This is a genomic window from Cupriavidus sp. WS (assembly GCF_000395345.1).
Classification (GTDB): Bacteria; Pseudomonadota; Gammaproteobacteria; order Burkholderiales; family Burkholderiaceae; genus Cupriavidus; species Cupriavidus basilensis_B.
In genome coordinates, this window is sequence record NZ_AQPL01000538.1 from 1 (window position 1) to 14,033 (window position 14,033).

General features: G+C 60.7%; 12 protein-coding genes and 1 pseudogene. 9 read left to right on the forward strand and 4 right to left on the reverse strand.

The genetic code is table 11. The annotated features are described in order from the left end of the window. Window positions 1–345 precede the first annotated feature (345 nt). The 4 genes from K206_RS0133925 to K206_RS0133940 all read left to right on the forward strand — a co-directional run bounded on the left by K206_RS0133925 (window position 346) and on the right by K206_RS0133940 (window position 3,828). On the forward strand, window positions 346–600 hold the full coding sequence (locus K206_RS0133925; RefSeq protein WP_020206735.1) for a helix-turn-helix transcriptional regulator: 255 nt from the start codon (window positions 346–348) through the stop codon (window positions 598–600). Further along, window positions 593–1,864, forward strand: coding sequence for a type II toxin-antitoxin system HipA family toxin (locus K206_RS0133930; RefSeq protein ID WP_020206736.1), 1,272 nt, complete (start codon window positions 593–595; stop codon window positions 1,862–1,864). The genes K206_RS0133925 and K206_RS0133930 overlap by 8 nt, the downstream gene beginning before the upstream one ends. 1,320 nt (window positions 1,865–3,184) lie before the next feature. After that, complete coding sequence (locus tag K206_RS0133935; protein ID WP_029044401.1) at window positions 3,185–3,508, forward strand: type II toxin-antitoxin system RelE/ParE family toxin; 324 nt, start codon at window positions 3,185–3,187, stop codon at window positions 3,506–3,508. After that, complete coding sequence (locus tag K206_RS0133940) at window positions 3,505–3,828, forward strand: helix-turn-helix domain-containing protein (RefSeq protein WP_020206738.1); 324 nt, start codon at window positions 3,505–3,507, stop codon at window positions 3,826–3,828. Before K206_RS0133935 ends, K206_RS0133940 begins: the two co-directional genes overlap by 4 nt. A gap of 1,037 nt (window positions 3,829–4,865) precedes the next feature. Here the strand turns inward: K206_RS0133940 and K206_RS0133945 are convergent. Then, window positions 4,866–5,288: a hypothetical protein gene (locus tag K206_RS0133945; RefSeq protein ID WP_020206739.1), complete on the reverse strand. Its 423-nt coding sequence runs from the start codon at window positions 5,286–5,288 to the stop codon at window positions 4,866–4,868. 304 nt (window positions 5,289–5,592) lie between these two features. Beyond that, window positions 5,593–5,901, reverse strand: coding sequence for a hypothetical protein (locus K206_RS42205; protein WP_081651605.1), 309 nt, complete (start codon window positions 5,899–5,901; stop codon window positions 5,593–5,595). A gap of 340 nt (window positions 5,902–6,241) precedes the next feature. Here K206_RS42205 and K206_RS44015 point away from each other — a divergent pair, with 340 nt between their 5' ends. After that, complete coding sequence (locus K206_RS44015; protein ID WP_196812959.1) at window positions 6,242–6,523, forward strand: hypothetical protein; 282 nt, start codon at window positions 6,242–6,244, stop codon at window positions 6,521–6,523. Window positions 6,524–7,303: 780 nt separating this feature from the next. Here K206_RS44015 and K206_RS43380 read toward each other — a convergent pair. After that, the gene (locus tag K206_RS43380) at window positions 7,304–7,645 is read right to left on the reverse strand and encodes a hypothetical protein (RefSeq protein ID WP_155888388.1); all 342 of its coding nucleotides are present in this window, start codon (window positions 7,643–7,645) and stop codon (window positions 7,304–7,306) included. Window positions 7,646–7,799: 154 nt separating this feature from the next. Here K206_RS43380 and K206_RS43385 point away from each other — a divergent pair, with 154 nt between their 5' ends. Continuing rightward, on the forward strand, window positions 7,800–9,035 hold the full coding sequence (locus tag K206_RS43385; RefSeq protein WP_155888389.1) for a hypothetical protein: 1,236 nt from the start codon (window positions 7,800–7,802) through the stop codon (window positions 9,033–9,035). Between the two features lie 970 nt (window positions 9,036–10,005). Here K206_RS43385 and K206_RS0133950 read toward each other — a convergent pair. Next, window positions 10,006–11,544 (reverse strand): Ig-like domain-containing protein, encoded by a 1,539-nt coding sequence (locus K206_RS0133950; RefSeq protein WP_196812960.1) that lies wholly within the window; start codon window positions 11,542–11,544, stop codon window positions 10,006–10,008. 1,323 nt (window positions 11,545–12,867) lie between these two features. Between K206_RS0133950 and K206_RS0133955 the strand changes: the two genes are divergently transcribed. From K206_RS0133955 to K206_RS40105, 3 genes and pseudogenes are all read left to right on the forward strand, one after another. Continuing rightward, window positions 12,868–13,065: a YqaE/Pmp3 family membrane protein gene (locus tag K206_RS0133955; protein ID WP_020206741.1), complete on the forward strand. Its 198-nt coding sequence runs from the start codon at window positions 12,868–12,870 to the stop codon at window positions 13,063–13,065. Window positions 13,066–13,158: 93 nt separating this feature from the next. After that, window positions 13,159–13,446, forward strand: coding sequence for a hypothetical protein (locus K206_RS42215; protein ID WP_155888390.1), 288 nt, complete (start codon window positions 13,159–13,161; stop codon window positions 13,444–13,446). A 330-nt stretch (window positions 13,447–13,776) separates the two neighbouring features. After that, window positions 13,777–14,033 (forward strand): annotated as a pseudogene (locus K206_RS40105) (hypothetical protein); the annotation flags it as partial.

Genomic DNA, 14,033 nt, shown 5'->3' on the forward strand with positions numbered 1-14,033 from the left:
CGTGGGTGCGTCGCCGGGCCGGCCTGTGTGGCGCAGTGATCTGCGCCTTGCGTCGGATGGATATCTGACAGGTACCTGGTAGCTATCTGGTGGCTTCGGGAAAATCGTCCGACCCGGGTCATCGTAATGTGACTGTTGGGGCTGGCGCAACTCGATTTTCTGGAATGCCTTCCCCGCGCTGAAGGGCGAGGTTTGTCGCGCTCTCCGTTCGATCAGGATCAAAGACCGTGCAGCCAGGGCGTGGGCGTTCGCAGGCGGAGGGCGGCGCCGCACGTCAAGATAAATGTTCGATAAAACAGACTATGTACTATACTCATCTGCAATAAGTACGATATATCGAACATCGTGAAGACTGCCTATACCGCTCAAGACCTGGGCCGGCTCATCCGTGATACGCGGAAGGCGCTTGGTCGGAGCCAGACCGAACTAGCCGCGGCGCTCAAGGTGCGGCGCCAGACCATTGCGGAGCTAGAACAAGGCGGCAACGTCGGCCTGCACGTGATGTTTAGTGCCCTGACCTATCTCGGCAAGGGCGTCGCGATCACCGATGCGCGCCCGACCGCCGAGGCGCTGCAATCCATGCTCGACGATCATGAATGACAAACTGAAGCGCTTGCTGGTCACTACGCCGCAGGGGGCCGTCGGTACGCTGGACAAGGAATCGCGCTTCGTCTTCAACTATACGACGACGAAGCGCCCGTGCGAGGTCTCGCTGGGCATGCCGATCCGGGTCGAGAGCTACGCAAGCAGCGTGCTGCATCCCTTGTTCGCGATGAACCGCCCGGAGGGCTATCTGCTCGATCGGATCCGCCATCGCTTCGGCAAGCTCGTGCAGCTCGACGACATGCGCCTGCTGGCGCTGACCGGGGCCAACCAGATCGGCCGGCTGCGCTATACAGTACCCGGCCATGAGCGCCAGCGCTTGGGTGCGGGCGTAGGCCTGACCGCGCTCTTGGAGAACGAGGGCTCGGCCGACCTGTTCGACTACCTCGTCGACACCTATCTGCAATCGGGCATCAGCGGCTTTCAGCCCAAGGTGATGATCCCGGATGCCGATAAGCTCAACACGCCGCTGGCCGAGCGCGCCACGATGATCGTGCCGGATCTGATCGTGAAGGCCAGTGGCGAGGACTATCCGCATCTGGCGCAGAATGAATTCCTGTGCATGGAGGCGGCACGGCGGGCCGGCCTGACCGTGCCCGATTTCTGGCTCTCGCAGTCCGGCAAGCTGTTCGTGATGGCGCGGTTCGACCTGGTTGGTGGCCAGCAGCTCGGCTTCGAAGACATGGCCGTGCTGATGAACCGCAGCAACGACGACAAGTACCTCGGGGCCTACGAGCAGATCGCCACGGTCATCAATGCCTACTGCGGAACCCATGCGCCGGACAGTTGCCGGCGATTTTTCGAGTATCTGGCGCTCTCTGTGCTGGTGCGCAACGGTGACGCGCATCTGAAGAATTTCGGGCTGCTGTATGAGGATCCGCACAGCGCGCCGCCCAAGCTTTCGCCGCTCTTCGATGTGGTCACGACGACCGTCTATCGGTATCAGAATCGCCACGGGGTGGAGCTGGCCGACCGTGAGCTGGCGCTCAAGCTCGCCAAGAGCAAGCGCTATCCAAATCGCAAGTCGCTCATCGAGTTCGGCCGCAACGTCTGCGGCGTGGCCAAGCCAGTGGAGATACTGCAACGGATCAGCGATGCGATGGCCGACACGCTGCGCGCGCATGGCCCCAGCATGGCACCGGAGCTGATGCAGGAACTGCGCCGCGAGTGGGACGGTGGGCGCCTCGCCATGGCACCAGACCACGTCTATCAGCGGGCGGTGCTCAAGGGGTTGCCTGATGCCCTGCCGGACCCGCTGTGAAGCGTCCGTGCCAATGGCTGCCCGTGCTGCGCTGGCGCAGGCAGAACGCGGCCGGCGCCGGCCAGGCTGGCCTGGCAGGGATCTTCGACGCCGCCGATTACCCGCACGCACCTGGCAGGCTGCCACACACTGGGTCTGCATGAGACCTCGAGGAGGGGACGAGCCCCGGCCACGGAGGGTGGCTGACGACCCTTAGCGGACAACCGATGGCTAGCTGACGCACGTTTCAGCGTTGCACATTGAGGAGGGTCCGGCAGCAGGAGGATCGATGCGATCGCACCTAAGCACGATGGCATGGTTGATCCGAACAGGGATGCTGCGTCAAATATTCGGCTTGCCGCTCACACATGGCTTGTGAGTAGGGAAGAAGGTCTTCAACGCTCGGCAAATACTTCCCATAACCGACAAAGGAATAGTAAATACTCATCGCATCAGCATGTGATGATGCCCAGAACGTCCAGACCCATTCACTCCCCGGCTCGTTCAACGAACGCGCCGCGTCGCCGTCAGGTCCATGAGGGATACATGCGGGAAGGCGGTTGCCGAAGTCGTCCGGACAGAGCCAGACATCGTGAAGATAGCCCCGTAACACTGTCATCCGTCTTTCCCCAAATCTCTTTCGAATTATTTTCTCGCGCGCCGTAGGCGATTCTCCACAGACTGTCGAATGTCTGCAAATGGCTGCGGCCATTGTAGCGGTGACGTGCACGGCCACTCTCCTCGCCCACACTGCTCAGACGTCACCGTTCCGGGCTGCCGTTGCTGGCAGCGTCGGCAGCGCCGCCGACGCCAGAATGGTCGACAAGGCAACCGGCCACCGCCGCCGAGCATGCGCGAACCAGTCGATGCCCCGTCGCGGCCGCACCGCGCACGCCGGTGCAGGCCGGGCACACGCCTGACCTGGGCGCCGCCGGCACCTCAGCGCCGCGCTAGGCTGGCATCGCGCTCACAAGCCTGCGCGCCGCTCGCACCGGAACTGCCACCGCCTGCCGATCCCCTGACCGTCGTCCCCAAGGTCGCCCGCACCGGCAAAAACAACTGCTGCCGGTCGCACGCCTGGTGGGATACCGTGAGGCCGACAACATTGTCCCAATCGACCGCCGAGTATCACATGAAGCACTTATCGCGATAGTATGGTGGTTCGTCGCTGCTTCGCCCCTGCTCGCCAGCACGTCTTGCGATGACAGATTCGTGAATGTCGAAGACGTCAACTCCGAAGCACTCTCCGAAAACCGACGCCGGAACCCGGCCAAGTAGCCACTTGGACATTGAAAACACCCCTGATACGATATAGAATCATATCTGATCCAACAATAGATCATGACACCAAGCTACAAGAAGCCTTTCGGTCAGTTTGTCAAGAAGGCGCATAAGCCACTTCAAGTGGCCATCGAGGATGAAGTAGAGGTCATTTGTGGCAACCCGGATATCGGGGAGTCAAAGGTGGGCGACCTGGCCGGGATCTGGGTTCACAAGTTTAAGTTCCGGAGCCAGGAATACTTGATCGCCTATCGACCGCCGACACCAGAGCAACGGGCCGAAGGAGTCGATGTTGAGTTGTTGATGATTGATTTTTACCAAGTGGGCTCGCACGAGAATTTCTACGCGCAGCTCAAGCTGTACTTGAAGGCAGAGAGGAAATGAAGAACACCATGACTGCAGTAGAACTGATGGAGACCCTCGGCAAGATGCCTGCCCAGGAGCGCGTCAAATTCTTCGCGCTGGTGGGGCAACAAGCGTTCTCCAATGAGAACCTAAGCCACGACGAGGTCTTTGGCCACCTTGCCGACGACGAATTTACGGCTGCCGAGGCCGCTGAGTACCTTGAAGTCTCAATGGCAACGTTCCGACGTTACGTTCAGGCTAAGAAGCTGATCGCTAGCAGCGAGATTGGCCGCAGCCAACTGTTCGCTGTCGCGGACCTGAAGGCGTTCAAACGCCAATTGAAAGCCGTCAAACGCTGAGATTCGGGTATCCAATGCAAGAGGGTGCTTGGACGCCCTTTTTGCTTTTTGGGCACTTTCGGCGTCACCAACCGTTCCTGCACGACCGTGAGGCTCGCGCCCCAACCCGAACCTTGGCTGTCTTCCGCGCACGGCCCGCCGCACTTCGCGCAGGCGCAACGCGACAGCGCCGCGCAGGCGGCCGGATGGTGTACTCAATCACCAACACCAGCTGGTTGTGGGAACACAAACGCAGTACCCATTCGGCCCGGTTGGAGCACCGCGTGACCAAAGCCCCGGTAGTGCCTTGCAGTGCCGCCGGCGCCGGCCGGCGGCCAATCTGGGCCAGCACCACCGCCGATCGCCGGCAGTGCCCCGAGCCCACCCGGAGGCTGGCACGATGATGACGCGCGCAGGCGCCACCGGCGCCGGCCGACCCGGCCTGAAGCTACAGAGTCGCCAGCACGCGGGCGCGGGCCAACTGCGGGACCGACCCAGATACCGCAGCACAGCAGCAGCACGCACGGACAGACCCACCACCTGCCAGCGCCCCGGTACGAAACGTTCATTCGCGAGCTGGCCAACGGCCGCACAGCCCTGCGGCGCCGGCCGCGGCCGGCCGGGGAGGGCCAGCGGCGCGACCAACTGCCGGCACGCAGACCAGCGGGAGAGAGCAAGACGCCAGCGCACCCACATGCTGGGCCCCCATGCAGCCCGAGCCGAGGCGACGCCAGCACCGGCCAACTGACCGCCCAGGACCAACACCGTCAGCTACCCAACCTCGATGCAGGGAGTGCGTTGATGCGCGCGGGCGCCGGCGGCACCGGTCAGGCTGGCGAGGATCTTCGCGCCACCAGTTGCGCCTCCACGCTGGAGCCGGCCCTGCCCCGAGCTCGCCAGGCAAGCTGCCACAGACTGGGTCTGCATGCGACCTCGAGACGGGATCGAGCGCCGGACACGGAGGGCAGTTGACGACCCTTAGCAGGCAATCAGGTTTCTAGTAAGCGGCCGTTCAGGAAGGGCGAACGAGGAGGGAGACGTCGATCCACCGGCCTTCGCTACGATGAACTTTCAATGTCTTCGTTGGACAGACTCAGGCTGAGCGCCGGAGCCTCAAGTTTCCACGTTGAGAATACACAGCCGTGGGACTGTGCGACATCCGCAATAAACTCCGCCCAGGCTATCAACTGCCCGTCGATAAGTTTGATTGCGTACGGCTTTGTCGTGGCGCGAACAAACCAGTAGGCCGATGCGGAGTCTTGGGAAACGTCCACTGCATATGATTCCGACAATTGCATCGCTAGCGGATCTACGGTCTCCTTCGATGCACCGAACATGAGAAAATCGAGCGTGAAATCGACGCTTTCCACGCCATCGATCTGGCGCACGCGTTCCCAAATAACAGTTGCTTCCTCTACCCTCTCCACCTTTTTGCGCTGGTGGTATTCCTGCCACGTTCGCTGAGCGTCTTCGTATTCCATGGTTCGATCGGGAAATCTCTTTCGAAACGAGTTGCTGCGCAGTTTAGCGCAGTACTACAATCTCCTAGTCGCGACCTCCGACAGGTGGCCTATGGCGAGCGACTTTAGGTTACGTAAGCCGCGAGACGTATAGTGCTGAGCGAGATCGCACACAAGATTTCTCAACGACTGTTAAAGCGCCCGCTTGCTAGCGAAACGTGGTCAGAATTCAGTTGGAACTGCGCCGGTCATTTTTATGACGCGACACACTTCATCCATCGATACCTGAATGGCTCCGCCTGGTCGTGTGTCGCCCGCGATCTCACTAGTTGGTTTGATCTTCTATGACCCGACGCCCCCAGGGCGCATCGCGATCATCTCGCCATGCCATCCATCCAAGTTCAACATCGGCGAGATGCAGTAAGGTGGAATCCCGTAGAACCATGTCTTTAAGCGAAACCGCGATTGCCTCTGCCGTATTCACGACATCCCCGGTAAGAAACTGCCACATACCGTCGTCTTGGTCTCTTGTCACGAGGAGGATAGGCTTGGTACCGTCCACGATGGACTGAACGGTCAAGCAGGCTACATTCGGCGGACTGTCAAACGGCCATTCAGGGTTTTCGCTTGTCATGTTTGATCGTTGAATCTACGGCGTGGCGGTAACCAAGTAGCGCAGCAGAAAATCAGGATGTCGCGGGTGCCTCGTCCCCGGTACCTGCCCAACGCTCCGCTGACGCGCGCGGACGAAAGTGTACTTTTTACGACGATTGCACACAATCGAGTTCAGAACTGATACGACCGCTTCTGGCCGAATCCGGAAGCCCAGGTGCCACCGGGCCGCAGCGGTGGTAGACGCCGCTATGCCGTTGGCCACGGCGGCGGCTGTGGCCTGATCCGCGAGCCTGAGGCGAGGTTCTGCGACAATGTAGCTCATCCATCCATAAGGTCCGAGCGCGAGCAATATGTCTTCATTGAACGAGAAGCTAGCCGACTTTGCCGCCGCTCTCTCGGGGGCCGTCACGGCTCCCGATGGGTATCCCGAATGGGGATACGTAACCTACGAAAGCAACATGGCGGACTTAAAGTCGCTATGGTCCGAGCTACGACCACAGTTGAAGCGGGATACCCAGCGCATTGAAGATATCGACAAAAAGCTGACCGAGATGTTCCGGGCATTCGCCCAAGGGGAAAAGGAGAAGGGGCAAGAAATAGCATGGGCCCTCTACAACCTAAAGGTCAAAAGCCTTCGATAGGGTTGTCGCAGACACCCCGTTTGGAACAACCCGGGCCCGCGGTAGCAGCTCGGATACCCCGATGATCGGCATATTGTCAACGCCTGCCTGAGTGCCAGGGTCGGAGAAAAAATGCCTCAAGGTGCTCGCAGCATCCAGGCTGAAGTGCACATCTAACGCAGATTGACCACAATCTGGCCTTGAGTCAGTAATGACCGCTCTGGTCGCTGCCATTGTAGCGGCGTGGCCGCCCCCCTCCCGCTCGCGCTGCTCAGAATTCTGTGGCCGGTCCAGCCACAGGCTGCCCGCCGACGCCGGCGGCGTCGCCTCGTGCGCCGGGACTGGCCACCAGCGCCGAGCGTGCACGAGCTGGCCGTCCCGCGCTTGCAGCGACACCGCGAGTCCAGAGCCACGGAAGTGGCCTTGCAGCGCCGCCGGCGCCAGCCAGTGGCCGATCTACGCTGGGACCACCACCAGTTGCCGGCACCACGCCGGGCCAACTTCAAGGTTGGGAAGTGTGCTGGCAGGCGCGGGCGCCGGCGGCCCCAGTCAGGCTGAGCGGGACTGCTGGGCCGCCAGTTGCCTGCACGCCGGTGCAGGCCAGACACGCGCCCGACCTCGCGGTCGTCGGCACTGCGGCACCACACAAGGCTGACGTAGTGCTCACTCGCGGGCAGGCCCACCAACGGGCGGCATGCGCACCCGGGAGAACCCCGCGCAAACCAGCCAGCGACCGCATGCGGTCTCGCAATGAGGCAGGAGCCGAGGCGACGCCGCCACCGGCCGGCTGACCGCCCAGGGTCAGCACCACCAGTTGTCGGCGGAATGTGCCGACCCAACCTTGATGCCGGAAGTGCGTTGATGCGCGCGGGCGCCGACGGCACCAGTCAGGCTGCCCAGAATCTTCGCGCCGCCTGTTGCCTGCACGCTGCAGCCGACCCTGCCCCGAGCTCGCCTGGCAGGCTGCCACACACTGGGTCTGCATGCGACCTTGAGACGGGGACGAGCGCCGGGCACGGAGGGCTGCTGACGATCCATATCGGTCCTTCGCGTTTCCCAGAAGCGATCGACGAAACGGTCCTCAAAAACTTCCGTTGCCTCGACTGCCAGCACGTATTCATCGCCCGCAATTGAACGCTCCACGGGGCAATATCGTGAGCGGTTCTTGTCAGTAAAATGGGTCTGAGAAAATCTGGAATACGGCCCTGGGTCCTACCATCTTTGATTGCGTGCAGTTAAGATACGCTGTTACAGTGCGCTGGGCGAGTGCAGGAATATCTCGGGACAGGGAGTCAGAATGGGTGGCGATAGTGGTTCGCCTATTGATCTAAATCGGATGTCGTTGATTGCGTTGATAAATCAGAATATCAATCTGCTTGGCGCCGGATGGTTGGATCGAAGGCTGAAAAAAGATGAGCAGGAACGCCGTATGGCGCGCGCAAGCAACCATCGGAAGCATAGGGTCCGTCAGCAGGCAAAGCACCCGCTTGTGCTATGGTATCGAGAATATCAGCAGGCATTGGCGAAGACCGATGAGGACCATGCGCTGTCTGGGAGTCAGTCGACGCTGCTGCTGGCTGCTTTTTTTAGCAATCTGAGCAAGGCGAAGGACTGTGCGGGTATGGCTCACATTCTTAAACGCCTTATCAAACCGGACGAGTTTCTTGCTGCAGCATTCGAGGTCGAGGTCGCCGTCTTCTATCTCAATCTAGGTTGGCAAGTTCAATTTGTTGAGGCCAATCAAGAGCGGTCCCCCGATCTTGAGATAATGCAGCCAGACGGTTCCAGATTCTGGGCGGAGTGCAAGCGCAAAGACGAGATGACCGCGAGGGACCTCGAAAACGAGGCCTTCTTCAATAACGTGAAGGACCGGCTGTACAAAGTATGGGGGCCCACGAAGCAGAATCTGGGCCTGACGATTCAATTTGCCAAAGATCCTCAAAAATCTGAACTGGATGATATCTGTGAACTAGCGTTGGAAATGGGCCGGCAATTGACGACTGCCGAGCCCGAAAACAGGTTGCCTATCGGGGCTTCCATGCTCGCAGGGAAGCATCGGGTGCGCTTGCACTATCTGGCCGAGCCGGATGTGGTACAAGCCTATACGCCAATCGACTATGGCGGTGATTCCTCCGAGTTTATGGCCGAACAGCGCGTGACCTTATATACTGGGCTGCTGATGAAAAACCCAAAGGTCTTCGATTTCAGATGCGATATACCAGCGGATAAGTATCAATCGGCGATCAATTCGTTCAATTCGGCGGTGGGACAAATACCTCCATCGGGGCCTGGCGTTATCTGGATACGCGTTCCGTTCCCGGATGGCTATGGGGCGCAACTGAAAGATCTCGAAAGCTTGGCATCTAGGATTCAGCGTGAATTGACGGGAGAGTACAACAGGCGCATTAATGCGGTCGTCCTATCAGCGCGCTGGTTTGCCAGCGATCCACACGATGGAATGCAAGCGATTAGGTATAGCCACGATTTCCGCGTCGTTGAACACAATCAGCCTCGCTCACCGATGACGGCATAGAAATCTAGCCGGGCCGTAGCGTATCTCCGACCGTCAATCGATGTCCAAAGGCGAGGAAACGGAGCAAAATCTTACGCACCTGCTTGCTTGGTCCGGTTCGCCAGCGTCATTTCAGGTGATCACCTTGCAGCCAGGTTATGACGGGGCATCGGAGCCCACAATTGCGATGCTGAAGACTTGATGACAGTCGGTAAGTGAACTGCCCCGGGAATCGTGGAGGCTGTTGCGTTTATGGCATCACGGCAGTGCGATGGCAGCCGCGGCACCGGAGAGACACTTCTACGACGGATTGCACGCAATGCGGGGCCGATTTCAAACGGCCGCTTCTGGCTGAGGATTCAACTGGTAGAGGCCATTGCAGCGGCGTGCCCCGGACCGCCTCCCCGCTCGCGCTGCCAGAAGTCACCGTTCGGGCCTGCCACGGCTGGCAGCGTTGGCGGCGCCGCCGGCGCCAGCACGGTCGGCAAGTCTACCGGCCACCGCCGCCGAGCATGCCGACGCCCCGTCGCGGCCGCACCGCGCACACCGGTGCAGGCCGGGCACGCGCCCGACCGGGACACCGCACTCACTGCAGCACCACGCACGGACAGGCCTATCACCAGCTAGCGCGCCGGTACGAAACGTTCATTCGCGAGCTGGCCAGCGGCCGCACAGCCCTGCGGCGCCGGCTGCGGCCGGCCGGCGCGGGCCAAAGACGCGACCAACAGGCGGCACTCAGACCAGCGGGTGAGAGCAAGACGCCAGCGCCATGACGCTTGCAGACTTCCTCTTCGAGACAAAAGCGTATCAACAAGCCAAGGGCCTCATCGCAACGTCGGCCACCCCGGTGCCGCTCGCGATGGCCGTTCGCGCTCGCCCGAACGCGACTAAGGATCCGCATGAGCGCGAGCGCTTTCGAGCAAAACCTTGCGGCCCTGAACCGATTGCGTGCCGAAGATGTCGCCCCCGAGGGTACTTCGGCGCTCCGCAGTCAATCGAAAGCTGCGGCCTGAATGTTGTTGCGCAGGCCGTCGGACTGCTGCCATACAGCCATCGCATTGCCGCTGGCATCCACGGCGATCTGTGGGCTAAGCGCATCCCCTGCATTGTCGGTTTCGATCTGTTTGGCTGTTCCCCAACCGGCGCCGGCAACGTAGCGGTTGGACCAGATGTTGGCGCGAGTGCCGTCCGACTGCTGCCAGACCACCAGCGCGTTGCCGCTCGCATCCATGACAATTTGCGGATAGGCGGCATCTCCCGCATTATCCGTCTCGATGAATTCCGCCGTCGGCCCCCAGTTGCCGGCCGCGTAGCGGTTCGCACGGATGTTGTAACGGATACCGTCGGATTGATACCAGACCACCAGCGCATTGCCGCTGCGATCCATGACAATTTGGGGCGCGATCGCATCTCCCGCATTGTCGGCTTCAATCAATTGCGGCGTACCCCAGCCCGTACCTGCCGCATAGCGATTGGACCAGACGTTGGTGCGCACGCCATCGGATTGATACCAGACTGCCAGCGCATTGCCGGCGGCATCCGTGACGAGGCGCGGATAGAGCGCACTTCCCGCATTGTCGGTCTCGATCAGTTGAGCCGTTCCCCAGCCTGTGCCGGCCGTGTAGCGATTGGCCCAGGCGTTGTAGCGGGTGCCATCGTGCTGATGCCAGGCCGCCAACGCATTGCCGTTTGCATCGATGGCGATTTGTGGATAGCCCGCATTTCCCGTATTGTCGGTCTCGATCAATTGCGGCGTACCCCAGCCCGCGCCAACCGTGTAGCGGTTGGCCACGACGTTGGTGTGGAGGCCGTCGGATTGCTGCCAGACCGCCAACGCATTGCCGTTCGTATCCATGGCGATCTGCGGATAGGCTGCGCTCCCCGCATTGTCAGTCTCGATCAGTTGCGCCGTTCCCCAGCCAGCGCCCGCCGTGTAACGGTTGGACCAAATGTTGTAGCGGAAACCGTCGTACTGATACCAGACCGTCAGCGCGTTGCCGGCGGCATCCATGACAACCTGTGGATAACCTGCGTCACCCGCATTGTCGGTCTCGACCAATTGCGCCGTTCCCCAACCCGCGCCAGCCGTGTAACGGTTGGACCAGATGTTGGTGCGCACGCCGTCGAATTGATACCAGACTGCCAGCGCGTTGCCGTTGCCGTCCTTGGCGATTTGCGGAGCGACTGCGTCACCCGCATTGTTGGTCTCGATCAGTTGTGAGCTCTTCCAACTGCCGTCGGCCGTCGTGAAGCTCAATGTGATCGGCGCTGCCAGCTGCCGGCCGGAGGCACTGGACAGGCCGGTTCCGATGTTCAGCGTATAGCGCGTCAGTGGTAGCAGCGCCCGCGCCGGCGTCACGCTCAACTGCGTGCCCGCGACCGCCTGCGAGGTCGCCGCGCTGCCGTTCGCATGATTGAGCGACACATTCGACGCGGTCGCCGTGGCGACATCCAGTCCCTCCGAGAATGTGAGGCTCGGTGCCACCGCGCGCGACATTTCCGTTGCGCCATCCGTGACCGAAGCGTTCACCAGACCGAGCTGGACAGCGGGAGCCGGTGGAGGCGCCGAACCACCAGACGGTGGCGCCGAACTGCTAGGGGGTGGAACCGAACTACCAGAGTCACCCGAACCACCACACCCCGCCAAAGCCAGGCTGACCACTATCGCCCATCCCTGCCGACGCAAAGCCTTCCCGTTGCATGGCATCCTCATGCTGCTCCCTGTTTTTTTGTTTGTCCTTTTTGCGGTGGCTGCATCGCATGCCCGAATCCCGCACGCGCTATCCGATCAGAGAACCCGCCACCATGCCACCCCACTCCTTGGTGGCTCAAGATCAGCCAAATTCTGCCGATGTGACTCGGTTGGGGCCGTTGTGCGTTCACCTATTTGCCGGGACGCCGCGCGGTCTTGACATCGGCGCCACACCGGTAGGCTAAGTACAAGCGCGCCAGAAATACGCCCAAGCACTGAAGCCTAATAGGATAAATGCAAGAGAGCACCAAGTTCGCGTTCTCCGAAGTTGCCTCAGCAGCGGTCCCTACACTGGCCCTGGGCGGCGGCGGTCGCAATGCGGCGCCAGCATCGGCGACGACGACGCCCACAACGCCAATGGACCTGCACCTCCCACGCCGGCGACCACGGTTCAATGTCCGTCTTACACGGGAGCACACTCCTCCCCAATTTCACGGAATCGCAAGCGTCTCCCTGGCAGGCCCCGGAGAATCGCATCAAACGAAACATTGGTTCTCACCGCCCCGAGCCCTTGCGAGGCTAATAATCCGGCTAACTCAATGGTCCACAGGCATCCAATAAATCTGGTTACCATAATCCGACCGACTCACGGATAAAGGAAATATTCCCTATGTTGTCGTACATCCCGACGGTTTTCTTCATTTATTTTATTCCTGCCGTCATTGCGTTTAAGCTTGCGGTAAAGCATGGCCGCAATCCTATCCTCTGGTGCCTGGTTTGCAGTTTCCCAATTTCTTATTTTGGCCTGCTCGTCTACTACTTTACCGGATTTAGACGACTTCCAACCGTATCCGAGTACTTGAAAGCCCACCCCCAATGTTCCACGGGTCGAGGGATCTCTTGCTTTCGCTGCCGCTCGCAGAGCATCCGCCTCTGGCGCTCGGAAAGCCTACTATCGATAACTCAGCACCACATCTGTAATCACTGTGGTACCACACTCTATAAGTCCTAGACCCCCGACGAGAGGGTGACGTTCGGGTCCTGGATACTTCGCCCCCCAACTTCCGTGGGGTGAAATTCGCTTTCGATCGGCCGTTATACCCCCGGTTGCCGTTTCTATAACCCACAGATTGATACCGTCATACTGTCCAAAACACCAACATGCGCCTCCTGCTCGCCATCCTCCTGCCCTGGGTCCAGTTCTTCACCATCGGCCGCCCCTTCGCCGGCATTATTTGCCTCCTCCTGCAACTCACGCTGATCGGTTGGGTGCCAGCGGCAATCTGGTCTGTCTATGCCCTCGGCCAGTACAAGACCGACAAGAAGATCAAGGCAGCGCTCAACGCGCATGGCCGTTGATTCGGGGAATCTAGGCTTCGAAATCAGTTCAATAAGATGGAAAAAAGCACTGCAATCCGGCAGTGCAGAAACTCCGGCAGGTAAACCAAGAAAATGCAATTCCTGCGCTTTACTCTCTCCACGATTTCGGCAGCAACGCTCCTCGCATTGGCCGCATGCGGCGGAGGTGCTGGTGATGCCCCGGCAGCATCGGCCCCGGCCACGACGACGCCTCCGCCCGCGCCGGCGATCACCGTCCAGGGCACCGCGCCGGCTGTCACCGCCGATCCGCTGGCCGTGGTCTTCGTCCCGCAAACCGAGACCTCGACGCGCTCGACCCAGCAATCCATCGCCAGCAACGCATTCCCGGCGCAGTTCCAGAAGGCAACCGCCGAAGAATAGCCAGCGCGAAAAATCCCCAACGAAGGAAGGCGTCCTTCCTCCGCCCCACTGCGCCTTTCCCGCAAGCCTCGCCCGCTACCTATCCGCGCGACGTCCAGGAGCACCGGGTCACGCTGCAAGGCTCCAGCGCAAGGAATCCCCCCTGCGCCACCCCTCTCCCTGGTGGCTCAAGATCAGCCAAATTCTGCCGATGTGATTCGGTTGGGGTCTTTGTGCGTTCACCTATTTGCCGGGACGCCGCGCGGACTTGACATTCCGGCCAAGCCGGTAAGCTAAGTACAAGCGCTACAGAAATGCGCCAAAGCCCTGAAACTCAATAGGAAAAGAAAAATGCAAAACAGCACCAAGTTCGCGTTCTCCGCAGTCGCCGCAGCAGCGGTCCTCGCACTGGCCGCATGCGGCGGCGGCGGTGGCGATGCCCCGGCTGCGTCGGCCCCGGCCACGACGACGCCTCCGCCCGCGCCGGCGATCACCGTCCAGGGCACCGCGCCGGCTGTCACCGCCGATCCGCTGGCCGTGGTCTTCGTCCCGCAAACCGAGACTTCCACCCGTACCACGCAGCAATCCATCGCCAGCAACGCATTCCC

Coding starts and splice junctions, on each gene's coding strand:
- K206_RS42205 (WP_081651605.1), bottom strand. CDS start 5,901: ATGACAAGCGAAAACCCTGAATGGCCGTTTGACAGTCCGCCGAATGTA.
- K206_RS0133930 (WP_020206736.1), top strand. CDS start 593: ATGAATGACAAACTGAAGCGCTTGCTGGTCACTACGCCGCAGGGGGCC.
- K206_RS42215 (WP_155888390.1), top strand. CDS start 13,159: ATGCAATTCCTGCGCTTTACTCTCTCCACGATTTCGGCAGCAACGCTC.
- K206_RS0133945 (WP_020206739.1), bottom strand. CDS start 5,288: ATGGAATACGAAGACGCTCAGCGAACGTGGCAGGAATACCACCAGCGC.
- K206_RS0133955 (WP_020206741.1), top strand. CDS start 12,868: ATGCGCCTCCTGCTCGCCATCCTCCTGCCCTGGGTCCAGTTCTTCACC.
- K206_RS43385 (WP_155888389.1), top strand. CDS start 7,800: ATGGGTGGCGATAGTGGTTCGCCTATTGATCTAAATCGGATGTCGTTG.
- K206_RS0133935 (WP_029044401.1), top strand. CDS start 3,185: ATGACACCAAGCTACAAGAAGCCTTTCGGTCAGTTTGTCAAGAAGGCG.
- K206_RS0133940 (WP_020206738.1), top strand. CDS start 3,505: ATGAAGAACACCATGACTGCAGTAGAACTGATGGAGACCCTCGGCAAG.